Raw genomic sequence first — 23,881 nt, 5'->3', positions numbered from 1 at the left:
ATATTCATTAGAGTTGCTATACTGCGAAAACTCTCTATTTTTATGGATATAATTATTGTGCAAACTAGCATTAAACTTTCGGATAAAGTATTAGATGCTTTTCCATCTCGACCTTTGAAATTAGTTCCACTAAGAGGAGACGGTGGATTATTTCGCACCTTATTCTTAGTTATTTTCATGCTAGCAATGACGGTATTTAGTGCTTATCAAATTCCCAATATTCTTTATGATTATAAGATCAGTGAGAATGCAGTACCTGTTGATGCTACGGTGAAGGGTTCTTGTCGCTCGCAACTCTTTGTTCTGACTAACTGTAGTGTTGATTTACGTTATAAAGGTAATGAAGTTTCGCGTAATTTTACTTTTTTAGATTTAGGTCCCAAAGATGTGTTAGTTGAACCCGTCGTTGATGCAAATGATCTAAGTAAAATGACCGTTGATGTGGCGATAGATAATGTTTGGCTTCGGTTAATTAGCTCTATTATTTTTATCGGCTTATTTGGTTTTAGTGTGATCTTTTTTATTTATCGTCAAATACTGACGAGTAAAGTAAGAAAAGCATTATTATCAGTGGGAACTCAGCCTTTAAAATTAATAGCTATTCCCGCAAAAATGGTTGTGAGTAATAAGCAATTTATTGCCACTTATCATCTTAATTTAGAGGGTAAAGATATCCGTATCGCTTATTCAGGAAATAAGAAAACACCTCCTATTGTAATTGAGCAAAATGGAAATACTTATGTATTAGCCGTTTATTCGCCACAACAGAATATCCCTTATGCTTTAGATGTGCCTTTAGAGCGCATTCAGGCAACGCCTGAAGAGAAACAACGTTTTCATGAAGCGTTGATTGAAGAAGGTTTGCTGTAATCAACTTTGATTATTAAGAATGTGATGCGTTTTCTCTTATGAAATGTAAGGGAAAACGCATTAAAACACTTTGTTTATTTAGCCACCGAAAATCTTCGCTTTTAAAATATCCATACCAGCACTGACTAAATCTAAATCTTGAGGTATAACGCCATCCGGAGTGACTTTATCAATTAATTTAGGTAAGTATTGCGCAGCCATTTCAGAAGCTTCAGTCGCATTTAAATTAATTTTTGACGCCAGTTCGTTAATAACAGGGGATGAAAAAACCGCTACGATTTGTTCAGCACTGATAGGTAAATTGGTATTGGTACTTATCCAAGATTGAATAAGCTCACTTAAACCCGCTGTATCAAATTGCTTTACTAAGCCTTCAATACCACCTTGAGATCCAATCCACTCAAGGACAGTTTTATATTGATTGATTTTTTCGCCACCTAGTAGGCTCGCAATTTGGTTAAATAAGCTCATGTTTACTCCAGTGACGATGTGTTTGTCACATTAGGTGTTTATATTTTAAGGGCGGGTAGTGTACGCGTTTTAAAGCTACTCGTCATACTTTGAGTTTTAAGAGTATATATTTGATAGGGTGTTTATTGCATCTATACTAGTAATTAGGATGGATGTATGAGTATCGTGAATGATTGAAGTCAGCGAATATTGATAATATATTCGCTGAAAATGTATTTTTAATGCTGTTTTTCGCGATATCGATCACAATTTTATGAAATTGTTACTTTGATTAGTGTCTCGTAAGTGATGTTGGTCACTAAAAAAGTCTAAAAAACTGATACAGTAACTTTTAATTTAATGATCATTGGTTTTGTCCCATTGAGGAGTCCGATATGTCTGATGTATTTCACTTAGGTTTAACCAAAAATGACCTACAGGGTGCCACTTTAGCAATTGTTCCAGGTGATCCTAAGCGTGTCGAAAAAATTGCAAAATTAATGGATAACCCAGTTCATCTGGCTTCTTTACGTGAATACACGTCATGGCGTGGCGAAATTGATGGCAAAGCTGTCATTGTTTGCTCAACAGGTATCGGTGGTCCATCTACCTCTATCGCAGTTGAAGAATTAGCACAGTTAGGTATCCGTACTTTTTTACGTATTGGTACAACAGGTGCAATTCAAGAGCATATCAATGTAGGTGATATTCTTGTCACTACTGCTGCGGTTCGTTTAGATGGCGCAAGCTTACATTTCGCACCAATGGAATTCCCAGCTGTTTCTGATTTTGAATGTATGAACGCACTGTACAAAGCCGCTAAAGACAATGGTTCAACTGTACACGTAGGTGTTACTGCATCTTCAGATACATTCTATCCAGGACAAGAGCGTTACGACACCTATACAGGCCGCGTTGTTCGCCGTTTCAAAGGCTCTATGAAAGAGTGGCAAGAAATGGGCGTAATGAACTATGAAATGGAATCTGCAACATTATTAACAATGTGTGCAAGCCAAGGTTTACGTGCAGGTATGGTTGCGGGTGTTATCGTAAATCGTACTCAACAAGAAATTCCAGATGCGGAATTACTGAAGAAAACTGAAAATAATGCACTAGGCATCGTTATCGAAGCCGCTCGCATTTTAATGAAATAAGTCTTTTTTAATCAAATATGAAAGCCCTTAATACATAAGTATTAAGGGCTTTTTTTGTATGGTAATTCATCATGTTAATGTGTTAACAGGCGCTAATTTCTGTTAAGGTCTTTGAGGTCTTAACAATACAACAATGAGAAGAGGCATTATGACTGATATATTACAAACACATCCTTCGGTGTTGCCTTTAGTCGGCGGAATTAACTTTCGTGATTTAGGCGGTAAAAAATTGAGTAATGGTGGTGTTATTAAACCTGGAATGCTCTTCCGCTCTGGCTCGCTGGATAGATTAACCAATACAGACCAATCTCTTCTCATTGATAAAAATCTTTTTCAAATCATTGATTATCGTGATAGTGGCGAAATTGTTGATAAACCCGACCGTGTCTGGGACGGTGCGCAATATTATCATGCTCCTGCCAATCCGTTATCTAAAGAAGTCTCTGCCAATCTTGAAAAGCTGACGCCTGAAATACTCGAGCAATTTGATGCTAAAGCTTTTATGTTTCAGCTATATAAATTGTTACCTATTAATAACCCTGCCTATAAACAATTAGCTACGTTATTAACGCAACCCGAAAAAGGGGGCGTAGTGCAACACTGTGCAGTAGGTAAAGATAGAACAGGTGTTGGCTCAGCTTTAGTGTTATTCGCACTCGGTGCATCTTTAGATGTGGTAATGGAAGATTACTTGCTAACCAATGAAACATTAGCGCCTTATCGCGCTTATCTTTTAGAAGAACATGCCAAAACAATGAGTGATAACATTGTTGATAAATTTGCTTATGTTTATTCGGTACAAGAAGAGTTTCTGCAAACGGCATTGGTGAGTATTAATCAGCATTACGGTAATGTGGATACTTGGCTGGAAAAAGATATCGGTTTAGATGCTTCTAGCCGAGATGCCTTACAAAATTATTTTCTAGAATAATGAAGTGATTTATATTCGGTTAATCAGGATATTTTATTTCACTTAGGTTAACCGAATTTAAGGTCTCTATTTTGACAGTACAAGACATTATTCATACCATCACTCTCTTTGTAAAAGAGCACGAGATCTGGGCTATTCCGATCGTGTTCTTTCTTGCTTTTGGTGAGTCACTCGCGTTTATCTCTTTACTTATTCCCGCCACGGTTATTTTATTGGGGTTAGGTGCCTTAATTGGTGAAAGTGGTCTGTTTTTCTGGCCGATTTGGCTTGCTGCTGCATTAGGCGCGTTCTTTGGTGATTGGGTGTCGTACTGGGTAGGATTTCACTATAAAGACGGGGTGAAAAATTTATGGCCAATTTCACGTTCACCACAAACATTGGTTAGAGGTCACCAATTCTTTAATCGCTGGGGAATTTGGGGTGTGTTTATTGGACGCTTTTTTGGGCCTTTTCGTGCAATTGTCCCGTTAGTTGCGGGTATTTGTGCGATGCCACAACGTTATTTTCAAATTGCTAATTTAACATCAGCCATGATTTGGGCTTTTGGCATTTTGGCGCCCGGTGCTTTTGGTTTGCAATGGCTTGCGAAATGGATGGGATAACTGCGTCCTTTATCGCAAATCAAGCCATGATGTAAATTGTTGCTAGACAATATTACCTATGCGTTTTAACGTAGCCCGCTGGAAAGTAAAAAGGTCACTTTAGTGGATATTCAGTTGTTATATGGGATCATTGGTTTATTAGGTGGTGTACTTGTTGGAGGCGCGCTGGTTTGGTGGTCTATCCAACAACGTTTATCCGATAAAGAAGCCATGCTACGTGAAAATCACACACAGCTTGCTATCGCCCAAGAAAAAGCGGTAATTATCCCTTCTTTACAACAACATATAGAACAATTAGAGCAAGAATTACGAGCTCAGCGAGAAATTATTACTTCTCAAGAAGCTGAATTAAGAGAAGTGACAACTCGCTGGGAAGAAAGCAGAATATCCGCAGAAGAAAAACAACGATTATTAATAAATAGTGAGCAACGGCTTGCAACGCAGTTTGAGAACTTAGCTAATCGTATTTTCGAACAAAGTGGACGTAAAACTGAAGAGTTAAATCGCCAAGGGTTGACGCATTTACTTTCCCCCTTTCGTGAACAGCTCGAAAGCTTTCGGCGACAAGTTCAAGATGGTTTTGGGCAAGAAGCCAGAGAACGACATACCTTGGTTCATGAAATTCGCCAGCTTCAACAATTGAATGTAAAAATGGCGCAAGAAGCCGTTAACTTAACCAATGCCTTAAAAGGGGATAATAAAGTTCAAGGCAACTGGGGTGAGACGGTATTAGCACGTATATTAGAATCTTCAGGATTACGTGAAGGTCACGAATTTGAAACACAGGTGAGTATTCGACATGAAAATGGTAGTCGCTATCAACCTGATGTAATTGTGCATCTACCTCATGGTAGAGATGTTATTATCGACGCTAAAATGTCACTGGTGGCATATGAAAAGTATTTTAGTAGTGATAATGATAGTGAACGTAAACAAGCGCTTTATGCACATGTGAACTCAATTAAAGCGCATATTAAAGGATTGAGTGTAAAAGATTATCATAAACTACCAGGTGTAATGTCTTTAGACTATGTTTTAATGTTTATACCTATTGAGCCCGCTTATCTTGTTGCAATTGGTCATTCTCCAGACTTGCTAGAAGAAGCATTGAAAAACAATATTATGTTAGTTGGGCCATCTACTTTACTTGTTGCTTTGCGTACAATAGCCGCATTGTGGCGTTATGAATATCAAAGCCAAAATGCGCAAGAAATTGCAGACAGAGCGGCTAAAATGTATGACAAATTAAGACTTTTCGTTGATGATATGCAAGGGCTAGGAAATAGTATTCAAAAAGCGCAGTCTGGCTATCTATTAGCGATGAAAAAACTCTCTGAAGGTCGTGGAAATCTAATCAGTCAAGCGGAAGGCTTTAAATCCTTAGGGGTTGAGATAAAAAAAACGATTGATAATGATCTCATTGAAAAATCAGCATCTGATTGATTTGATAAAATAAAGAGATAAAGATTTCTGAAAACGACCAGTACTGAATTTACTAAATTTTGATTAATTAGCGGGCAAATAATATGACTCAACAAACTAAGGAAACAACAGATTTTGGTTTCCAAACCGTTGACAAAGATGATAAACAAACCATGGTTGCAAGGGTTTTTCACTCTGTCGCGTCTAAGTATGATTTAATGAATGACTTGATGTCTTTTGGTGTTCACCGCATTTGGAAACGTTATACTATTGAAGCAAGTGGTGTTAGACGTAACCAACGTGTCCTTGACCTTGCTGGTGGTACTGGTGATTTAACAGCTAAATTTTCTCGTCTTGTGGGTGAAAACGGAGAAGTTGTTTTAGCTGATATCAATGATTCTATGTTGAAAATGGGGCGTGAAAAGCTACGCGATCACGGTATTGTGGGTAATGTTAACTATGTACAGGCAAATGCTGAAGAGTTACCTTTCCCTGATAACCATTTTGACTGCATCACTATCTCCTTTGGCTTACGTAATGTGACTGATAAAGCGAAAGCTTTACGTTCTATGTTCCGTGTATTAAAGCCAGGTGGACGTCTGTTGGTGCTAGAATTCTCTAAACCTGTTCTTGATCCTTTAAGCAAGATTTATGATGCTTACTCTTTTCATATCCTACCAAAAATTGGTCAAGTGATTGTGAATGATGCTGAAAGTTACCGTTATTTAACGGAGTCAATTCGTATGCATCCAGACCAAGAAACACTAAAAGGTATGATGGAAGAAGCCGGATTTGATCAAGTTACCTATACCAATATGACCGGAGGTATAGTTGCCTTACACAAAGGATTTAAATTCTGAGATGGAAAAAGCCACTTTTTCTCATGATATTGCTTCTCAAGTACTGTATCCGCTACTAACAGCATCAATGGAAACAGCACTTAATCACGTTTTATATCAGGAAAATGTGCTTAAACCTGCCCGCAATCGTCTTGCGGGCAAAGTGTTGGCGCTTTCTATCAATGAGTTTCCTCGTTCCATCTACTTAGTCTTTAGTGAACAACAAGTTGACGTATTAAGTCAGTGGGATGATGAAACTGATTGTTTGATAAAAACAAAATTATTAACCCTGATTAAGCTTCGTGACCGTCAAAAAATGTCAGAACTAATTAACCGTGGTGATATCACTATTGATGGTGATATGCAGGTTGTTCAAAATTGGTCTGCATTATTGGATATGGCGCAGTGGGACCCCGCGCAATATTTAGCTCCTTATATCGGTGATATTGCGGCACAAAGTCTGACTGTTGTTGCAGGAAAGGGGGTTCAGTTATTTTCTTCACTCTTAAGTCACCAAAAAGATTATTTACGTGACGCATTAATTGAAGAGTGGAAAACCGCACCTAGTGCATTAGAAACAGTCCATTTTTATGATGAAATAGAAGAACTTGCACAGCAAACAGCCGAGCTGGAAAAACGGTTAGGCACATTGGAGAAAAAATAATGCTCCTTAGTGAGTTAAAGCGCCTCTATCATATTATTCAGGTATTTTTATCTTATGGGCTTGATGAGTTAATTCCTAAACACCGAATTACTTTACCTGCAAGATTAGGATGCCGAGCACTATTTTGGATCAAAAATAAACATCCAGAAAAACCATTAGGTGAACGCTTACGACTCGCATTGCAAACATTAGGCCCTGTTTGGATTAAATTAGGCCAAATGTTATCAACTCGACGTGATCTTTTCCCTCCTCAAATCGCTGACCAGCTTGCATTATTGCAAGACAAAGTAGCTCCTTTTGATGGTAAGAAAGCACGACAATATATCGAAAACTCATTTGGTGGCCCTATCGACCAATGGTTTGATGATTTTGATGAAACTCCACTGGCTTCAGCCTCTATTGCGCAGGTTCACACTGCAAAATTAAAAGAAAACGGCAAAGAAGTGGTACTAAAGGTTATTCGCCCTGATATTCAACCAGTGATAAAAGCAGATATTCGTTTGATGTATCGCTTGGCAAATTTATTACCGTTTTTGCCTGATGGTCGTCGTTTACGACCAAAAGAGGTGATCCGCGAATACGAAAAAACATTACTCGATGAGCTAAATTTACTGCGTGAAGCGGCTAATGCTATTCAATTACGTCGTAATTTTGAAAATAGCTCTATGCTGTATATTCCTGAAGTGTATTCAGATTATTGCCATGAAAATGTGATGGTAATGGAGCGTATTTATGGTATTCCCGTTTCTGACATTGAAGCGTTGAATGCACAAAAGACGAATATGAAACTTCTTGCAGAGCGTGGTGTAAAAGTCTTTTTCACTCAGGTGTTTAGAGACAGTTTTTTCCATGCTGATATGCATCCTGGTAATGTGTTTATTAGCTATGATCACCCTGAAAATCCATATTATATCGGTATTGATTGCGGTATCGTTGGCTCATTAAATAAAGAAGATAAACGCTATTTAGCTGAGAATTTCTTAGCATTTTTTAACCGCGATTATCGGAAAGTTGCAGAGTTACATGTTGATTCAGGCTGGGTACCAGCAGATACCAATGTAGAAGATTTTGAATTTGCGATCCGTACTGTGTGTGAGCCTATTTTTGAAAAACCACTTTCTGAGATCTCATTTGGGCATGTGTTACTTAACCTTTTCAATACAGCTCGTCGTTTCAATATGGAAGTACAACCGCAGTTAGTTTTACTTCAAAAAACATTGCTTTATGTTGAAGGATTGGGTCGCCAGCTATACCCACAATTGGATTTATGGAAAACGGCAAAACCTTTCTTAGAAGATTGGTTACATAGTCAGATTGGTATCACGGCACTAGTGAATGGTATAAAGAGCAAAGCACCTTACTGGATTGAAAAAATGCCAGAGATACCAGAGTTGGTTTATGATAGTCTGAAGCAACATAAAAATATGAAGTTAACGCTAGACAAATTGACGGAACAAATAAGTTCGCAAAGAGTCAAACAGAGACAGTCTCTATTTTTATTGGGTATAGGTACAACACTGTTTTTATGCGGTAGCCTGTTTTTTGTTTCTGGTTTTAAAACATTATTCAGTGTTTTTATCAGTTTAGGCCTTCTTGCATGGATTTTGGGTTGGTTTAGATCTGGTAATGCACAATAAAAACACATCAAAGTTTGTCTTTGAGCAAGTTAAAAGATGAATTCGGGATTCCCGAAAATTGAATTCGTTGTATATAATGGGCACTGTTATTAAGTATAACCCCGAAAATAGTTGAGGAACATAAAATGGGCGGTATTAGCATTTGGCAATTACTCATCATCGCTGTCATCGTTGTCTTATTATTTGGTACAAATAAACTGCGCACATTGGGCTCAGATTTAGGTGCATCAGTAAAAGGCTTTAAAAAAGCGATTGGTGACGAAGCTGCAGATAAAGACACCAACAACGCTGAAAAAACAAATAACGACGCAGATTTTGATACTAAAAATTTAGCGCAGAAGACTTCAACAGAAGAGAAGTCTACAACTGAGAGCAAAAATAAAGAGCAGGTGTAAACCGTGTTTGACATTGGTTTTAGTCAGCTGCTATTGGTCATGGTGATTGGTCTTGTTTTTCTGGGGCCAGAACGTTTGCCCGTAGCAGTAAAAACAATTGCTGGCTGGGTAAGGGCGCTACGCTCTTTGGCTGCGAATGTGCAAAATGAACTGACTCAAGAACTAAAACTTCAAGAACTCCAAGAGAGCTTGAAAAAAGTTGAAGAGAAAGCGAATTTGCAAACGCTATCGCCAGAGCTGAAAGCGTCCATGGATGAGTTAAAAGAGGCTGCACAGTCTTTGAAACAAACTTATCAAACACCTACAACGCCAGACTCCACGAAAGAGCAGTCTGTAAAAACCGACTCTACGGAACAGTCACCTTCTGATTTAGCCGCACTTGCTGAAACTGATGAAGTTAATGATGATGCTAATCGCCATAAACCTGTGGCAGAAAGTGTTACAAAGACAGAAGTTCCTGTTACTCAACCAGTAACATTAGAGAAAAAAACAACTGATCAGGTCAATGGTGAGCATTAAAACATGGCAGTAAATGATACCCAACCGCTGATCAGCCATTTAATAGAACTACGCAAGCGTTTGATGTATAGCTTGGTGTCAGTTCTTGTGGTTTTTTTAGCGCTGGTTTATTTTTCTAACGATATCTATCAATTAGTCTCGGCTCCATTACTCGAGAAGTTGCCAAAAGGGTCAAATATGAGTGCGACAGATGTTGCCTCTACATTTTTGACTCCGATTAAATTGACAATCATGGTATCCGTTTTTGCTTCTGTACCTGTTATTCTTTATCAGGTATGGGCTTTTATCGCACCAGCATTGTATAAACACGAACGTCGCTTAATGCTGCCATTACTTGTTTCAAGTACAGTATTATTCTATCTCGGTATGGCGTTTGCTTATTTTGTTGTGTTCCCTCTTGCATTTGGCTTCTTTGTTAATACAACCCCTGAAGGGGTTAACTTTATTCCAGACATCAGTAAATATCTTAGCTTCGTGATGACGCTCTTTATGGCGTTTGGTGCTGCTTTTGAAGTACCTATTGCGATTATTTTACTGTGCTGGAGCGGCGTAACGACACCCGATGCTTTAAAGAAAAAACGTCCTTATATTCTTGTGGGTTCCTTTGTCGTAGGTATGGTATTGACACCTCCAGATGTTTTCTCTCAAACCTTACTCGCAATACCTATGTACTTACTGTTTGAAATCGGTGTCATGGTATCGCACTTTTATGTAGGTAAGGGAAGAAGAGCACCTGAAGAAGAGCTTGAGGAAGCAGAGGCGGAAACTGAAGCAGAACAGCAAAAATAATTTTAGAAACGATTTTCTAAAATAATATGATATTAACCCAGCAATTGCTGGGTTAACTTTATCTAGAGCGACTCTTTTTTAAATTCTTTATTTCCCACCGATTTTTTCACTTCACTATTTAATATATTTAAAAGCAAAATTGAACGGGCCTCACCATCTGGCTCTTGGTATATGGCTTTGATCCCTTGAAAAATACCATCTGTAATTAACACACTGTCACCACTATGAGGCACATTTTCTTCACTATAAATTAGCGAAGAAAGCTGCGGTATTTGCAGTGTGTCAATTACATCTTGTGGAACAGTGACAGGATATTGCCCAAAGCGAACAAATGAATTTACCCCACGCGTTGAGTTAATGGTCGTGGTATGGATCACTTCAGGATCAAACTCAATGAAAAGGTAATTAGGGAAAAGCGGTTCTGTTACGGTAGTGCGCTTTCCTCTTAATACTTTTTCTATGGTTACCATAGGTGTAAAACAGCCCACTTGCTGACGTTCTAAGTGTTCGATAGCTCGAGGGATTTGCCCTCGTTTACAATACAGCAAGTGCCAGTTTTTCATAATAGAGACAATAGGTTAGTTAAATTTAATTTAAGTGATGATAGCAAATTTATAATTAAGGTAACAGTATCTATCAAGGATTAAATAAAAAATAGAGTAACGTGGTTTTATACTGAAAAAAGAACAAAAAAGCCGTGTTTATACGCAATAAAAAGGCTTGTTTTTGTGACTTTCAATTGGATCTCGGATAGAGGTAACAAGTTGACAAAAAAGTGATGGTAAAAACAAGAAAAAGCTTTCAAGATAATTATCTTAGAATTTTGTTTATAATTATAAAGAGGTTCTGTAATGGAAGTTTTTTTATTAAGTAACGGAAAAATTGCCGGGGATCCACGTTGGTTAAGTTATGCAAAAGATAATATCGATAGCATGATTAAAAAACGCGGTATTCGTTCTGCTGTATTAATTGCCTATGCCGTTATTCGTTCCGATCATGATCAACGTGCTCGTGATTTATCTGAAGTGTTAGGTATTGAAGTTACTTGTATTGAACATTTTGATTCAGAAGTTGATGCAATCAACAATGCAGAATGTATTTTAGTCAGTGGTGGTAATACTTGGTTATTAAACCAAATGTTGCATGAAAAAGGATTGGTTGTTCCAATTCAACGTGCGGTACGTGAGCGCAATATTCCTTATATTGGTTGGAGTGCAGGTTGTAACGTTGCAACACCAACAATTCGTACCACTAATGATATGCCAGTACGCTCTTCTGTTATTATGCCTTCATTAGGTTTATTCCCTGTTCAAATTAACCCACATTATATTGATGCTTCTATCAGTGGTCATATGGGTGAAACTCGCGATGAGCGTATTGCAGAGTTTTGCGCCATTAACCCTGAAGAGATTGTTGTGGCTATCCGTGAAGGTAGTTACTTATATATTCAAGGTGAAGAATTACATTATTACAGCGCTAAAAATGAAGGTTTTAAAATCTTCCAACATGGAAAAACATTCCCTGAACAGTTTGATACTAAATTGCTTTCAGAGTGGGTTCCATTCCGCTGTTTATAACCATAGTGAACGCTACTAAATAAAAAGCATTGCATTTTAGTGAGTTATGCGTTTAGCTTATAGCGTCTCAAAGAGGGCATTGGCCCTCTTTTCTTTCACTCACTGGCTCGTAAGGTTATGATGAAATACCGCGATTTAAGAGATTTCCTTTCATTATTAGAAGAAAAAGGTGAATTAAAACGTATCACCTATGAAATAGATCCCTACCTTGAAATGACCGAAATAGCGGACAGAACTTTACGTGCCGGTGGGCCAGCGCTGTTGTTTGAAAACCCTAAAGGGTTTGATATGCCAGTGCTTTGTAACTTATTTGGTACACCAGAGCGTGTAGCAATGGGGATGGGGCAAGATGATGTTAAAGCCCTACACGAGGTTGGAAAGCTATTAGCTTTTCTAAAAGAGCCTGATCCTCCGAAAGGTTTTCGTGATCTCTTTGATAAGTTACCTAAATTTAAGCAAGTTTTAAATATGCCAACAAAACGCTTGAATAAAGCCCCTTGTCAGGAGGTGGTTTTAACAGGTGATGATGTTGATTTAACAAAGATCCCTGTTATGCATTGTTGGCCTGAAGATGCGGCGCCTTTGATTACTTGGGGATTAACGGTGACTCGCGGTCCATTGAAAGAGCGCCAAAACCTAGGCATTTATCGTCAGCAAGTGCTGGGTAAAAATAAAGTGATTATGCGCTGGTTATCGCATCGTGGTGGTGCTTTAGATTTTCAAGAGTGGTGCCAAAAACACCCCGGCGAACGGTTCCCAGTTTCCGTAGCATTAGGGGCAGATCCTGCCACTATTTTAGGTGCGGTAACACCTGTGCCAGATACCTTATCTGAATATGCATTCGCTGGTTTATTGCGTGGTAATAAATCAGAAGTTGTAAAATGTCTTTCAAATGATCTTGAAGTACCAGCAAGTGCTGAAATTATTCTTGAAGGTTACATTGAACCCGGAGAATTAGCCCCAGAAGGACCATATGGTGACCACACAGGATATTATAATGAGATTGACTCTTTCCCTGTGTTTACCATTACGCATTTAACACGCCGTAAAGATGCAATTTATCATTCAACATATACCGGACGTCCGCCTGATGAACCCGCAGTATTAGGTGTTGCGTTAAATGAAGTACTTGTTCCGATTTTACAAAAACAGTTTCCTGAAATTGTAGATTTTTATCTACCTCCTGAAGGGTGTTCTTACCGTTTAGCGGTTGTGACAATGAAGAAACAGTATGCAGGTCATGCTAAACGCGTAATGATGGGAGTTTGGTCTTATTTACGGCAATTTATGTACACCAAATTTGTGATTGTTTGCGATGATGATGTCAATGCAAGAGATTGGAAAGATGTGATTTGGGCAATCACAACAAGAATGGATCCTGCGAGAGATACCATTATGATGGAAAATACACCTATTGATTATCTCGATTTCGCTTCACCTGTTTCTGGATTAGGATCAAAAATGGGCCTTGATGCTACCAACAAATGGCCGGGTGAGACAGATAGAGAATGGGGTAGACCTATTGTGATGTCAGATGAAGTTAAGCAACGAGTCGATACTATTTGGGAACAGCTCGATATTCTTAAATAATAACAGAGGAACAACATGGCAATACTGAATTGTAAAGTCTCACTTGTTGAGCCGATGACAGATACGGTTTATCGGGTAAGACTATTACCCGATGGCGAATTTGATTTTCAGGCTGGGCAATATCTTTTAGCGGTTATGGATGAACGTGATAAACGTCCTTTTTCTATTGCATCTATACCTGAAAATAAAGACTTTATTGAACTTCATATTGGTGCGTCTGAACTCAATCTTTATGCGATGGCTGTGCTTGATGTGATATTAGAAAAACAGCAGCTTACCATTGATATCCCTCATGGAAATGCGTGGTTTCAAAAAGAGAGTCAACGGCCTCTATTATTAATTGCTGGCGGTACCGGATTTTCTTATACCCACTCAATTTTATTGGCTGCACTAGCTGAAAATCCACAGCGACCTATTACGATTTATTGGGGCGGAAGAGAAAGCGTTCATCTCTATGATCTTAATGAATTACAAGAATTATCAGAATTGTATACTTCTTTAACAGTTGTCCCCGTGGTTGAACAACCTGATGAAGCATGGCGAGGCCGAAAAGGTACAGTATTAACGGCAATAAGCGAAGATTTTGGTGATTTATCAGAATATGATATTTACATCGCAGGACGATTTGAAATGGCCAAAATCGCCAGAGATCGTTTTTGTAATGAACGCAATGCAGATAAAACACGCCTATTTAGCGATGCTTTTGAATTTATCTGATAACGTTTTACCTCGTTATTATCGATTTTGTTTTTAAAACCATAAAAAAAACCCGCCCCTGACGGCGGGAAAATGGTTTTTAACCATGCAATCGAAAAGAATACTTTCCTAACGATAAGAACGTGGATATACAGATACCGAGTTAAACACGTTCTATAATCGTTGCAATACCTTGCCCTAATCCAATACACATTGTGGCTAAGCCAAATTGCGCATCTTTACGCTCCATAATATTTAATAATGAAGTGGTTATTCGAGATCCTGAACAACCTAAAGGATGTCCTAAGGCAATTGCTCCGCCATTTAGATTAATTTTGTCATCGATACTATCGAGTAAATTCATCTTCTTCATGCAAGCTAATGATTGTGCTGCAAAAGCTTCATTTAGTTCAAAAATATCAATATTACCTAATGTTAATCCTGCTTTTTTCAACGCAATTTCTGTTGCAGGAACAGGGCCGTAACCCATAATTGCTGGATCACATCCTGTCACTGCCATAGCACGAATAACGGCGCGAGGTTTTAAATTATGCTCTTTGGCGTAACGTTCACTGGTGATAAACATGGCGGATGCACCATCAGAGACCGCAGATGAATTACCTGCTGTGACAGAACCAGTCGCGGGATCAAATACAGGCTTAAGTTGCGCTAATTCCTCAAGGCTTGGGTTATAACGAATAACTTCGTCACTTTTTACATTGATAAAATTACCCGTTGCATCGTGGCCATTGATAGCCACTATTTCATGATCAAAATAGCCTTGCTGTGTTGCAAGAGCTGCTAAATGGTGCGAGCGATAAGCAAATTTATCTTGTTCTTCGCGTGAAATTTGGAATGATTTTGCTAGCATTTCTGCTGTTAATCCCATTGAAAATGAGGCCTTAGCAACAGAAAGATTAAGTGATGGATTAAAATCCGCATTATAAGTCATTGGTACATGACCCATATGCTCAACACCACCGATTAATGCTACTTGACTATCACCCAACATAATTTGGCGTGCACCATCATGGAGTGCTTGCATTGATGAGCCACATAACCGGTTAACTGTAACTGCAGGAATCTTGTGTGGAAGTTCAGCCAATAACGCCGCATTACGAGCAATATTAAAACCTTGCTCTAAAGTTTGTTGTACGCAACCCCAAATCACATCGCCAATATCATTAGGATTAATATTAGGATTACGTTTTAGTAGTGCTTGCATCAGGTGAGCAGAGAGATTTTCCGCTCTGATATGGCGAAATGCACCGCCTTTTGAGCGTCCCATTGGAGTACGAATACCATCAATTATGACAACCTTTTCCATTTCATATCTCCTTAAGCGAGTTCTCTGATGTTAACATCTACTTTTGCGGGTTTTGGATAATAGGTTTCATTGCGTTGTGCTTTTTGTTTTAAGCTTTCAGGGATTTGATAAAGTGGCCCTAATGATGCGTATTGCTGTGCATCTGCAACAAATTGCGCTAATCCAACAGTATCAAGGTAACGGAATACACCACCGCGGAAAGGAGGGAAGCCTAAACCATAAACTAAAGCAATATCGGCTTCTGCTGGTGAGGCAATAATACCTTCATCTAAACAACGGATAACTTCATTGATCATTGGGATCATCATGCGAGCGATAATTGCGTCTTGGCTAAACTCTTGCGTTTTGCCTGCATTTTGTTGGATAAGTGTTTGAATTTGACCATCAACCGATTTCTGTTTTTTACCTCGTTTATCAACAGAGTAATTATAGAAACCATGATTATTTTTCTGGCCATATCGCTGTTGCTCATATAAAAGGGCAATCGTATCTCGCTCAATTGCGCCCATTCTATCAGGGAAACCTTGAGCCATTACGGCTTGAGCGTGATTTGCCGTATCAATACCAACAACATCAAGTAGGTATGCAGGTCCCATAGGCCAGCCAAATATCTTTTCCATCACTTTATCAACAGCAATAAAATCAGCACCATCTCTTAGTAAGAGAGAGAATCCTGCAAAGTAAGGAAAGAGAACTCGGTTTACAAAAAAGCCGGGACAATCATTAACAATAATCGGTGTTTTGCCCATTTTACTGGCGTAACTGACAATCCGATTAATGGTTTCTTCACTGGTTTTTTCGCCTTTAATAATTTCAACTAATGGCATGCGATGAACAGGGTTAAAGAAGTGCATTCCACAGAAATTCTCAGGACGCTTTAAGGATTTTGCGAGTAATGAAATGGGAATGGTTGAAGTATTGGAAGCAAGGATCGCGTTATCAGCTAATAGTGCTTCTGTTTCTGCAAGCACAGTTGCCTTTACTTTGGGATTTTCAACAACTGCTTCGACAACAACATCCGCATCACTAACAGAGGCATAATTTAGTGTTGGTTGAATAGAGGCGAGAGTTTTCGCCATATCTACGGCACTCATTCGGCCTTTTTCTTGGCGTTTTTGTAACAGGCTTAACGCTTCATTCATACCCAATTCAAGGGATTTGGGGTTAATGTCTTTCATTACAACAGGAATACCTTTTAAGGCTGATTGATAGGATATTCCTCCTCCCATGATCCCAGCACCTAATACGGCGGCCTGTTTAGGTAATTCGGCATGACGTTTTTTCGTGATATTTTTGACGTACTGATCATTAAGGAAAATACCGACTAAGGCTTTTGCAACATCAGTGCGTGTGAGCTTAACAAAGTTTTCAGTTTCGAGAGCCAGTGCCTCATCTCTATTTAGGAAGGCTGCTTTTTCAATAGTTTTTACAGCGGTGATAGGTGCAGGATAGTGAGGGCCAGCCACTTTCATCACCATACCTTTAGCTACACTGAAAGACATTTTATGTTCAAGTTCTGTTAGCCTTAATGGTGCTATTTTTGGATGACGTGCCGCTTTCCAATCAATTTTGCCTTCAATTGCTTGCTCAATTAATGAAATAGCACTTTCTTTTAAATTTTCTAGAGGAACAATTGCTTGGATTAATCCATTTTGAAGTGCTGTTTGAGCATCAACATCTTTACCCGCAGTAATAATTTCTAATGCGTTATCAACACCAATCAAACGAGGAAGGCGTACGGAACCACCAAAGCCCGGCATGATCCCAAGTTTCGTTTCTGGTAAACCGATACGTAAATCAGGAGAAGCAATACGAAAATCAGTAGCAAGTACGCACTCGCAGCCACCGCCAAGTGCATAGCCATTAATCGCGGAAACGGTAGGAACAGGTAAGTCTTCAAGTCGACTAAAAATCTGATTAGAGAAATGTAGCCACTGAGATAATTCTTCTTCAGGGGCATCAAAAAGGGATAAAAACTCAGTAATATCAGCACCGACAATAAAAGCCGGTTTTTCTGAACGCAAGATAACGCCTTTTAGGCCTGGTATTACTTCTAATACCGTTAAAGCCTCGTTTAGCATCGCAACCGTTTTGGTATCTAATTTATTAATAGAACCTTTGGCGTTAAAAATGAGTTCAACAATACCTTGTTTCACCCAATCGGCTTGAATATTTTCGCTTTGATAGAGCATTTGTATTCTCCCTAAATATATAGACTGGTATGACCAGATATTAAGAGTGTGAATACTATGTTAAATAAATGCAAATATTTGATTAAAAAACTGCAAGGGTGATCACAGTGAAATTATTCAACTTATTGAATTTTATGTTGTTGCTTAGTTTGTTAAAAAGAAGGGAGATAAATCGGTAATAATCTATTTTTGTTATGGGGTTAGCCACTAAAAGAGTTGGCGTGTTAAGCTGAATCATTAACAATGAATAAGATAAGGTAATTAATAATGGAAAAATTGCTCTCTCTGTACCAAGAACATATCAAAACTCTACAAAATCGTACTCGTGATGCTTTATCCAGACACCATCTTGATTCTGTATTAATTCATTCTGGTGAACCTATTCGAGTTTTCCTTGATGACAGTGATTATCCTTTTAAAGTGAATGCGCATTTTAAAGCATGGGTACCTGTGACCGATGTACCACATTGCTGGTTATTAGCGGATGGTGTTAATAAACCTAAATTATGGTTCTATTCCCCAGTTGACTATTGGCACAGTGTTGAAGCTTTACCAAATAGCTATTGGACTCATGAAATTGAGTTAATTCATCTTAAAAATGTTGATGATATTCAAAAAGAGCTTGCACCTTATATTAATAAAAATACTGCTTATATTGGCCCAAATACGCAGCGAGCAGAATCATTAGGTGTGAGTATTGATAATATCAACAATCAATCTCTTCTTAATTATTATCATTACTATCGTGCCTATAAAACAGGTTATGAATTAGCTTGTATGCGTGAAGCACAAAAAATGGCCGTCAACGGACATATTGCTGCTCGCGAAGCATTCCAAGCTGGATTAAGTGAGTTTGATATTAATATGGCGTATTTAATGGCAACAGGTCATCGTGATATCGATGTACCTTATGGCAATATTGTCGCCTTAAATGAACACGCTGCTGTTTTGCATTACACAAAGTTAGATCATGAATCACCAGATGAATATCGTAGTTTCCTTATTGATGCGGGGGCAGAGTATAATGGTTACGCAGCCGATATCACTCGTACTTATAGCGCAAAAGAAAATCATGAATTTACTTCTTTAGTTAAAGATATGAATGATGCACAACAAGCGTTGATTGCAACGATGAAAGCAGGTGTGCGTTATACTGAATATCATGTTCAAATGCATCAACGTATTGCTGGATTACTTAATAAGTACGGCATTGTTAAAGGTGTTAGTGAAGAAGAGATGGTGAGCGCTGGATTAACTACACCATTTTTACCTCATGGTTTAGGGCACGCTTTAGGTCTGCAAGTTCATGATGCGGCTGGTTTTATGCAAGATGATAAAGGAACCCATTTAGCAGCTCCTGCAATGTATCCATTTTTACGTTGCACACGTATTGTTGAACCGAGCATGGTATTAACAATTGAACCTGGGTTTTACTTTATCGACTCTCTGCTAGCGCCTTGGAAAGAAGGGAAATACAGTACTCATTTCAATTGGAAACTGATTGAACATTTCAAACCATTTGGTGGTATTCGTATTGAAGATAATATTATTATCCACGATAACAAAATTGAAAATATGACCAGAGATTTACACTTAGCCTGATGAAAGCATATTTGATCCCCGCTGAAACCGTAGAATTCAGTGAAGAAATAAAGAAGAGTCGTTTTATTACATTTATTGCTCACACTGAAGGTATTGATGCAGCAAAAGCTTATATCCAGTCTATTAAAGAGCAATTTCCTGATGCCCGACACCACTGTTGGGCTTTTGTTGCAGGAAGACCCGATGACTCACAACAGTTAGGTTTTTCTGATGATGGTGAGCCAACAGGTACTGCGGGAAAACCTATTCTTGCACCCCTTTTAGGGAGTGAAGTGGGAGAGGTTACCGCAGTGGTTGTTCGGTATTTCGGTGGGATCAAATTAGGAACCGGCGGGTTAGTTAGGGCTTATGGCAGTGGCGTTCAACAAGCATTAAAGCTTTTGCCAACAAAAACGAAAGTGCCACAGTTGCGTTTTTGTGTAGCGTGTGAATATTCACTTGTTTCATTACTTGAACAAGTCGTTGAACAATATCATGGGCAAGTACTTTCAAGTGAATATACTGATAAAGTCACTTTTATACTTTCATTGCCTGCTGTGCATAGCGGTGAAGTTGAAGTTAAACTACGAGATATAAGTCGTGGCAGTATGCAATTAATCCCGTTAGATAAAAATGAATAATCTTTGCTACCAAGGAAATCGCTAAATGCATTTTCGTTCAATAACCCGTATTGTCGGACTGCTTGTTATCTTATTTTCTGTCACGATGATCATTCCCGGTATTGTCGCATTAATATATCGAGATGGTGCAGGGCGTGCATTTAGCCAAACATTTATTGTTGCATTGATCATTGGATTAATGCTGTGGATCCCCAATCGACAGAAAAAAAGTGAGCTTAAGCCTAAAGAAGGCTTTCTTATTGTTGTCTTATTTTGGACGGTACTGGGTAGTGTAGGGGCATTGCCGTTTATCTTTTCTGAACAACCTCACCTTTCTATTACTGATGCCTTTTTTGAGTCTTTCTCTGGACTGACTACGACTGGTGCCACGACGCTTGTGGGGCTAGATTCATTACCTAAAGCTATTTTGTTTTACCGCCAAATGCTCCAATGGTTAGGCGGGATGGGGATCATTGTATTAGCTGTCGCTATTCTTCCACTTTTAGGTGTTGGGGGCATGCAGTTATATCGCGCAGAAATGCCAGGGCCATTGAAAGATAATAAAATGCGCCCTCGAATTGCAGAAACAGCGAAAGCACTTTGGCTTATCTATGTCTTATTAACCATCATTTGTGCCTTAGCATTATGGATTGCAGGTATGGATGTGTTTGATGCTATTTCTCATAGCTTTTCAACTATTGCAATTGGTGGGTTTTCTACTCACGATGCCAGTATCGGTTATTTTAACAGCCCAACCATTAATATCATTATTGGTATATTCCTTTTGATCTCTGGTTGTAACTTTGGTTTGCACTTTGCCGTATTAACGGGAAGAAGCTTAAATATCTATTGGCGTGATCCTGAATTTCGTATGTTTATCTCAATTCAATTAGGATTAGTCATTATCTGTAGCGGTATTCTATGGCTTTATTCTGTATATGACACAGGGTGGATAACTATAAATCAGGCTTTTTTCCAAGTTGTCTCTATGGCGACAACGGCAGGTTTTGCCACGGATAGCTTTGCACAATGGCCTGCATTTTTACCTCTTCTATTATTATGCTCGGCATTTATTGGTGGCTGTGCAGGATCAACGGGTGGGGGGCTGAAAGTCATTCGTATCTTGCTTTTATTCCTACAAGGGAATCGTGAATTAAAACGTCTTGTTCACCCCAATGCGGTTTATACCATCAAACTTGGTCATCGAGCATTACCTGAACGTATTATTGAAGCCGTGTGGGGATTCTTCTCTGCTTATGCGTTGGTATTTATTATTAGCTTAATGTTGTTGATAGCGACAGGTGTTGATGAATTTTCTGCATTTTCTGCTATTGCAACCACATTAAATAATCTTGGCCCTGGATTAGGTATTGTCGCTGACAACTTCACGACAATGAATCCAGCTGCAAAATGGATACTTGTCGTGACAATGCTATTTGGACGACTAGAAGTTTTCACACTATTGGTTTTATTTACCCCAACGTTTTGGCGTGATTAACCTAATACAAGGAGTAATGTATGAGCGCACTATTGCTGTATTGTAGTACCGATGGTCAAACTAAAAAGATAATGATGCAAATTGCGAATGAATTAAGGCAACATGGTCATGAATGTGATGTGAGAGATTTAACCTCTGTTCAGCAGAGTTTAAATTTGTCTGCTTATAGTAAAGTCTTAGTCGGCGCTTCTGTCCGCTATGGTTATTTTAATAAAGCCCTCGATAAATTTATTACTCGCCATCTTACACTGTTAAATAATATGCCGTCAGCATTCTTTGGCGTTAATCTTACGGCAAGAAAAGCTGAGAAGAATACACCAGAGACTAATTCCTATATACGTAAGTTCTTAGATAAGACGCCTTGGAAGCCAACCTTAACAGGTGTATTTGCCGGTGCTCTTTATTATCCTCGTTATAAATGGATTGATAGAGTCATGATCCAGTTAATTATGAAGATGACTAAAGGCGAAACTGATCCAACAAAAGAAATTGAATATACGGATTGGAATAAAGTAAGCGAATTTGCGACGTATTTTGCCAAAATTGAGTGATATTTAAACTTTACTGTGGGGTTTTTATACGTCTTGTTGGAGTTTTGAACGAACAGAAAATTATTTTAAAAAAAACACTTGCGCTAATCCGGGAACTCCCTATAATGCGCATCCACTGACCGACGATGAGCTGACAACAGCCACGAAGGATAGCGAAGAGAAAAGAAAAAAGTTTGAAGAAACTCTTGACTCTTCAGAGGAATAACGTAATATACGCCTCCTCGCAACAACGCAGAAGACCGGAAACGGCAGCGAATGTTGCACTGCTCTTTAACAAATTATCAGACAATCTGTGTGGGCACTCGCAGAGACGATATCTTCTAAAATATTAGATGTATCAAGTCTTGAAGAGTGAACAACAAAAGTAAATTCATTTATGAATAGCTAAGTTTTCGATTTCTTTGAGCATCAAACACTTTTAATTGAAGAGTTTGATCATGGCTCAGATTGAACGCTGGCGGCAGGCCTAACACATGCAAGTCGAGCGGTAACAGGAGAAAGCTTGCTTTCTTGCTGACGAGCGGCGGACGGGTGAGTAATGTATGGGGATCTGCCCGATAGAGGGGGATAACTACTGGAAACGGTGGCTAATACCGCATGACGTCTACGGACCAAAGCAGGGGCTCTTCGGACCTTGCGCTATCGGATGAACCCATATGGGATTAGCTAGTAGGTGGGGTAATGGCTCACCTAGGCGACGATCTCTAGCTGGTCTGAGAGGATGATCAGCCACACTGGGACTGAGACACGGCCCAGACTCCTACGGGAGGCAGCAGTGGGGAATATTGCACAATGGGCGCAAGCCTGATGCAGCCATGCCGCGTGTATGAAGAAGGCCTTAGGGTTGTAAAGTACTTTCAGCGGGGAGGAAGGTGTTAAGATTAATACTCTTAGCAATTGACGTTACCCGCAGAAGAAGCACCGGCTAACTCCGTGCCAGCAGCCGCGGTAATACGGAGGGTGCAAGCGTTAATCGGAATTACTGGGCGTAAAGCGCACGCAGGCGGTCAATTAAGTCAGATGTGAAAGCCCCGAGCTTAACTTGGGAATTGCATCTGAAACTGGTTGGCTAGAGTCTTGTAGAGGGGGGTAGAATTCCACGTGTAGCGGTGAAATGCGTAGAGATGTGGAGGAATACCGGTGGCGAAGGCGGCCCCCTGGACAAAGACTGACGCTCAGGTGCGAAAGCGTGGGGAGCAAACAGGATTAGATACCCTGGTAGTCCACGCTGTAAACGATGTCGATTTAGAGGTTGTGGTCTTGAACCGTGGCTTCTGGAGCTAACGCGTTAAATCGACCGCCTGGGGAGTACGGCCGCAAGGTTAAAACTCAAATGAATTGACGGGGGCCCGCACAAGCGGTGGAGCATGTGGTTTAATTCGATGCAACGCGAAGAACCTTACCTACTCTTGACATCCAGAGAATCCTTTAGAGATAGAGGAGTGCCTTCGGGAACTCTGAGACAGGTGCTGCATGGCTGTCGTCAGCTCGTGTTGTGAAATGTTGGGTTAAGTCCCGCAACGAGCGCAACCCTTATCCTTTGTTGCCAGCGCATAATGGCGGGAACTCAAAGGAGACTGCCGGTGATAAACCGGAGGAAGGTGGGGATGACGTCAAGTCATCATGGCCCTTACGAGTAGGGCTACACACGTGCTACAATGGCAGATACAAAGAGAAGCGACCTCGCGAGAGCAAGCGGAACTCATAAAGTCTGTCGTAGTCCGGATTGGAGTCTGCAACTCGACTCCATGAAGTCGGAATCGCTAGTAATCGTAGATCAGAATGCTACGGTGAATACGTTCCCGGGCCTTGTACACACCGCCCGTCACACCATGGGAGTGGGTTGCAAAAGAAGTAGGTAGCTTAACCTTCGGGAGGGCGCTTACCACTTTGTGATTCATGACTGGGGTGAAGTCGTAACAAGGTAACCGTAGGGGAACCTGCGGTTGGATCACCTCCTTACCTAAGAGATACGTG

At 39.6% G+C, this 23,881-nt stretch carries 22 protein-coding genes and 1 rRNA gene; 19 read left to right on the top strand and 4 right to left on the bottom strand.

Annotated elements, in window-relative coordinates; all coding sequences use genetic code 11:
• Positions 1-42: 42 nt before the first annotated feature.
• Positions 43-870 (top strand): hypothetical protein, encoded by an 828-nt coding sequence (locus tag GWJ01_RS01380; RefSeq protein ID WP_161710610.1) that lies wholly within the window; start codon positions 43-45, stop codon positions 868-870.
• Positions 871-948: 78 nt separating this feature from the next.
• On the opposite strand, the gene GWJ01_RS01375 is transcribed toward GWJ01_RS01380, so the two are convergent.
• Positions 949-1,341 (bottom strand): YidB family protein, encoded by a 393-nt coding sequence (locus tag GWJ01_RS01375; protein WP_109394569.1) that lies wholly within the window; start codon positions 1,339-1,341, stop codon positions 949-951.
• Between the two features lie 374 nt (positions 1,342-1,715).
• Here GWJ01_RS01375 and udp point away from each other — a divergent pair, with 374 nt between their 5' ends.
• The 10 genes from udp to tatC all read left to right on the top strand — a co-directional run bounded on the left by udp (position 1,716) and on the right by tatC (position 10,272).
• The gene (gene udp / locus GWJ01_RS01370; protein WP_023583501.1) at positions 1,716-2,474 is read left to right on the top strand and encodes a uridine phosphorylase; all 759 of its coding nucleotides are present in this window, start codon (positions 1,716-1,718) and stop codon (positions 2,472-2,474) included.
• Between the two features lie 148 nt (positions 2,475-2,622).
• The gene (locus GWJ01_RS01365; RefSeq protein ID WP_161710609.1) at positions 2,623-3,405 is read left to right on the top strand and encodes a tyrosine-protein phosphatase; all 783 of its coding nucleotides are present in this window, start codon (positions 2,623-2,625) and stop codon (positions 3,403-3,405) included.
• A gap of 71 nt (positions 3,406-3,476) precedes the next feature.
• Positions 3,477-4,007, top strand: coding sequence for a DedA family protein (locus GWJ01_RS01360; protein WP_161710608.1), 531 nt, complete (start codon positions 3,477-3,479; stop codon positions 4,005-4,007).
• Positions 4,008-4,109: 102 nt separating this feature from the next.
• Entirely contained in the window at positions 4,110-5,450 is a 1,341-nt protein-coding gene (gene rmuC, locus GWJ01_RS01355) for a DNA recombination protein RmuC (RefSeq protein ID WP_109394566.1), read from the top strand.
• A gap of 83 nt (positions 5,451-5,533) precedes the next feature.
• Positions 5,534-6,289 (top strand): bifunctional demethylmenaquinone methyltransferase/2-methoxy-6-polyprenyl-1,4-benzoquinol methylase UbiE, encoded by a 756-nt coding sequence (gene ubiE, locus GWJ01_RS01350; RefSeq protein WP_075672293.1) that lies wholly within the window; start codon positions 5,534-5,536, stop codon positions 6,287-6,289.
• A 1-nt stretch (position 6,290) separates the two neighbouring features.
• On the top strand, positions 6,291-6,932 hold the full coding sequence (locus GWJ01_RS01345; RefSeq protein ID WP_075672295.1) for a ubiquinone biosynthesis accessory factor UbiJ: 642 nt from the start codon (positions 6,291-6,293) through the stop codon (positions 6,930-6,932).
• Complete coding sequence (gene ubiB / locus GWJ01_RS01340; RefSeq protein WP_023583497.1) at positions 6,932-8,569, top strand: ubiquinone biosynthesis regulatory protein kinase UbiB; 1,638 nt, start codon at positions 6,932-6,934, stop codon at positions 8,567-8,569. Before GWJ01_RS01345 ends, ubiB begins: the two co-directional genes overlap by 1 nt.
• A gap of 125 nt (positions 8,570-8,694) precedes the next feature.
• Positions 8,695-8,964 (top strand): twin-arginine translocase TatA/TatE family subunit, encoded by a 270-nt coding sequence (gene tatA / locus GWJ01_RS01335; protein WP_006535549.1) that lies wholly within the window; start codon positions 8,695-8,697, stop codon positions 8,962-8,964.
• 3 nt (positions 8,965-8,967) lie between these two features.
• Positions 8,968-9,483, top strand: a complete 516-nt coding sequence (gene tatB, locus GWJ01_RS01330; RefSeq protein ID WP_109394564.1) for a Sec-independent protein translocase protein TatB — start codon at positions 8,968-8,970, stop codon at positions 9,481-9,483.
• A gap of 3 nt (positions 9,484-9,486) precedes the next feature.
• Positions 9,487-10,272 (top strand): Sec-independent protein translocase subunit TatC, encoded by a 786-nt coding sequence (gene tatC, locus GWJ01_RS01325; protein WP_109401912.1) that lies wholly within the window; start codon positions 9,487-9,489, stop codon positions 10,270-10,272.
• 62 nt (positions 10,273-10,334) lie between these two features.
• On the opposite strand, the gene rfaH is transcribed toward tatC, so the two are convergent.
• Positions 10,335-10,835: a transcription/translation regulatory transformer protein RfaH gene (gene rfaH, locus GWJ01_RS01320; protein ID WP_109401911.1), complete on the bottom strand. Its 501-nt coding sequence runs from the start codon at positions 10,833-10,835 to the stop codon at positions 10,335-10,337.
• A 288-nt stretch (positions 10,836-11,123) separates the two neighbouring features.
• Here rfaH and pepE point away from each other — a divergent pair, with 288 nt between their 5' ends.
• From pepE to fre, 3 genes are all read left to right on the top strand, one after another.
• A complete protein-coding gene (gene pepE / locus GWJ01_RS01315; protein WP_023583493.1) occupies positions 11,124-11,849 on the top strand; it encodes a dipeptidase PepE in 726 nt (241 codons plus the stop codon).
• Between the two features lie 120 nt (positions 11,850-11,969).
• Complete coding sequence (ubiD, locus tag GWJ01_RS01310; RefSeq protein WP_109401910.1) at positions 11,970-13,439, top strand: 4-hydroxy-3-polyprenylbenzoate decarboxylase; 1,470 nt, start codon at positions 11,970-11,972, stop codon at positions 13,437-13,439.
• 15 nt (positions 13,440-13,454) lie between these two features.
• Complete coding sequence (fre, locus tag GWJ01_RS01305; protein WP_109394558.1) at positions 13,455-14,156, top strand: NAD(P)H-flavin reductase; 702 nt, start codon at positions 13,455-13,457, stop codon at positions 14,154-14,156.
• 142 nt (positions 14,157-14,298) lie between these two features.
• Here fre and fadA read toward each other — a convergent pair whose 3' ends face one another.
• On the bottom strand, positions 14,299-15,462 hold the full coding sequence (gene fadA / locus GWJ01_RS01300; RefSeq protein ID WP_161710607.1) for an acetyl-CoA C-acyltransferase FadA: 1,164 nt from the start codon (positions 15,460-15,462) through the stop codon (positions 14,299-14,301).
• An 11-nt stretch (positions 15,463-15,473) separates the two neighbouring features.
• Positions 15,474-17,654, bottom strand: a complete 2,181-nt coding sequence (fadB, locus tag GWJ01_RS01295; RefSeq protein WP_109401908.1) for a fatty acid oxidation complex subunit alpha FadB — start codon at positions 17,652-17,654, stop codon at positions 15,474-15,476.
• Positions 17,655-17,921: 267 nt separating this feature from the next.
• Between fadB and pepQ the strand changes: the two genes are divergently transcribed.
• The 5 genes from pepQ (at position 17,922) to GWJ01_RS01270 (ending at position 23,866) form a co-directional block, all read left to right on the top strand.
• Positions 17,922-19,256, top strand: a complete 1,335-nt coding sequence (gene pepQ, locus GWJ01_RS01290) for a Xaa-Pro dipeptidase (RefSeq protein ID WP_109401907.1) — start codon at positions 17,922-17,924, stop codon at positions 19,254-19,256.
• Complete coding sequence (locus GWJ01_RS01285; protein ID WP_161710606.1) at positions 19,256-19,876, top strand: IMPACT family protein; 621 nt, start codon at positions 19,256-19,258, stop codon at positions 19,874-19,876. Before pepQ ends, GWJ01_RS01285 begins: the two co-directional genes overlap by 1 nt.
• Before the next feature lie 25 nt (positions 19,877-19,901).
• Entirely contained in the window at positions 19,902-21,353 is a 1,452-nt protein-coding gene (trkH, locus tag GWJ01_RS01280) for a Trk system potassium transporter TrkH (protein WP_109394548.1), read from the top strand.
• A gap of 20 nt (positions 21,354-21,373) precedes the next feature.
• On the top strand, positions 21,374-21,904 hold the full coding sequence (hemG, locus tag GWJ01_RS01275) for a menaquinone-dependent protoporphyrinogen IX dehydrogenase (RefSeq protein ID WP_161710605.1): 531 nt from the start codon (positions 21,374-21,376) through the stop codon (positions 21,902-21,904).
• Positions 21,905-22,323: 419 nt separating this feature from the next.
• Positions 22,324-23,866: ribosomal RNA gene (locus GWJ01_RS01270) — 16S ribosomal RNA — on the top strand.
• Positions 23,867-23,881: the final 15 nt, after the last annotated feature.

This window comes from Proteus sp. G2618 (assembly GCF_009915995.1).
GTDB classification, from domain to species: Bacteria; Pseudomonadota; Gammaproteobacteria; order Enterobacterales; family Enterobacteriaceae; genus Proteus; species Proteus terrae.
The sequence above is the reverse complement of the archived record's forward strand: the minus strand, read 5'-3'. Positions and strand labels throughout refer to the sequence as shown.

Bases quoted from the DNA above. Each gene is read 5' to 3' on its own strand.
- GWJ01_RS01380 (WP_161710610.1), top strand. From the start codon at position 43: ATGGATATAATTATTGTGCAAACTAGCATTAAACTTTCGGATAAAGTA.
- GWJ01_RS01375 (WP_109394569.1), bottom strand. From the start codon at position 1,341: ATGAGCTTATTTAACCAAATTGCGAGCCTACTAGGTGGCGAAAAAATC.
- udp (WP_023583501.1), top strand. From the start codon at position 1,716: ATGTCTGATGTATTTCACTTAGGTTTAACCAAAAATGACCTACAGGGT.
- GWJ01_RS01365 (WP_161710609.1), top strand. From the start codon at position 2,623: ATGACTGATATATTACAAACACATCCTTCGGTGTTGCCTTTAGTCGGC.
- ubiE (WP_075672293.1), top strand. From the start codon at position 5,534: ATGACTCAACAAACTAAGGAAACAACAGATTTTGGTTTCCAAACCGTT.
- GWJ01_RS01345 (WP_075672295.1), top strand. From the start codon at position 6,291: ATGGAAAAAGCCACTTTTTCTCATGATATTGCTTCTCAAGTACTGTAT.
- ubiB (WP_023583497.1), top strand. From the start codon at position 6,932: ATGCTCCTTAGTGAGTTAAAGCGCCTCTATCATATTATTCAGGTATTT.
- tatA (WP_006535549.1), top strand. From the start codon at position 8,695: ATGGGCGGTATTAGCATTTGGCAATTACTCATCATCGCTGTCATCGTT.
- tatC (WP_109401912.1), top strand. From the start codon at position 9,487: ATGGCAGTAAATGATACCCAACCGCTGATCAGCCATTTAATAGAACTA.
- rfaH (WP_109401911.1), bottom strand. From the start codon at position 10,835: ATGAAAAACTGGCACTTGCTGTATTGTAAACGAGGGCAAATCCCTCGA.
- pepE (WP_023583493.1), top strand. From the start codon at position 11,124: ATGGAAGTTTTTTTATTAAGTAACGGAAAAATTGCCGGGGATCCACGT.
- ubiD (WP_109401910.1), top strand. From the start codon at position 11,970: ATGAAATACCGCGATTTAAGAGATTTCCTTTCATTATTAGAAGAAAAA.
- fre (WP_109394558.1), top strand. From the start codon at position 13,455: ATGGCAATACTGAATTGTAAAGTCTCACTTGTTGAGCCGATGACAGAT.
- fadA (WP_161710607.1), bottom strand. From the start codon at position 15,462: ATGGAAAAGGTTGTCATAATTGATGGTATTCGTACTCCAATGGGACGC.
- fadB (WP_109401908.1), bottom strand. From the start codon at position 17,654: ATGCTCTATCAAAGCGAAAATATTCAAGCCGATTGGGTGAAACAAGGT.
- pepQ (WP_109401907.1), top strand. From the start codon at position 17,922: ATGGAAAAATTGCTCTCTCTGTACCAAGAACATATCAAAACTCTACAA.
- GWJ01_RS01285 (WP_161710606.1), top strand. From the start codon at position 19,256: ATGAAAGCATATTTGATCCCCGCTGAAACCGTAGAATTCAGTGAAGAA.
- trkH (WP_109394548.1), top strand. From the start codon at position 19,902: ATGCATTTTCGTTCAATAACCCGTATTGTCGGACTGCTTGTTATCTTA.
- hemG (WP_161710605.1), top strand. From the start codon at position 21,374: ATGAGCGCACTATTGCTGTATTGTAGTACCGATGGTCAAACTAAAAAG.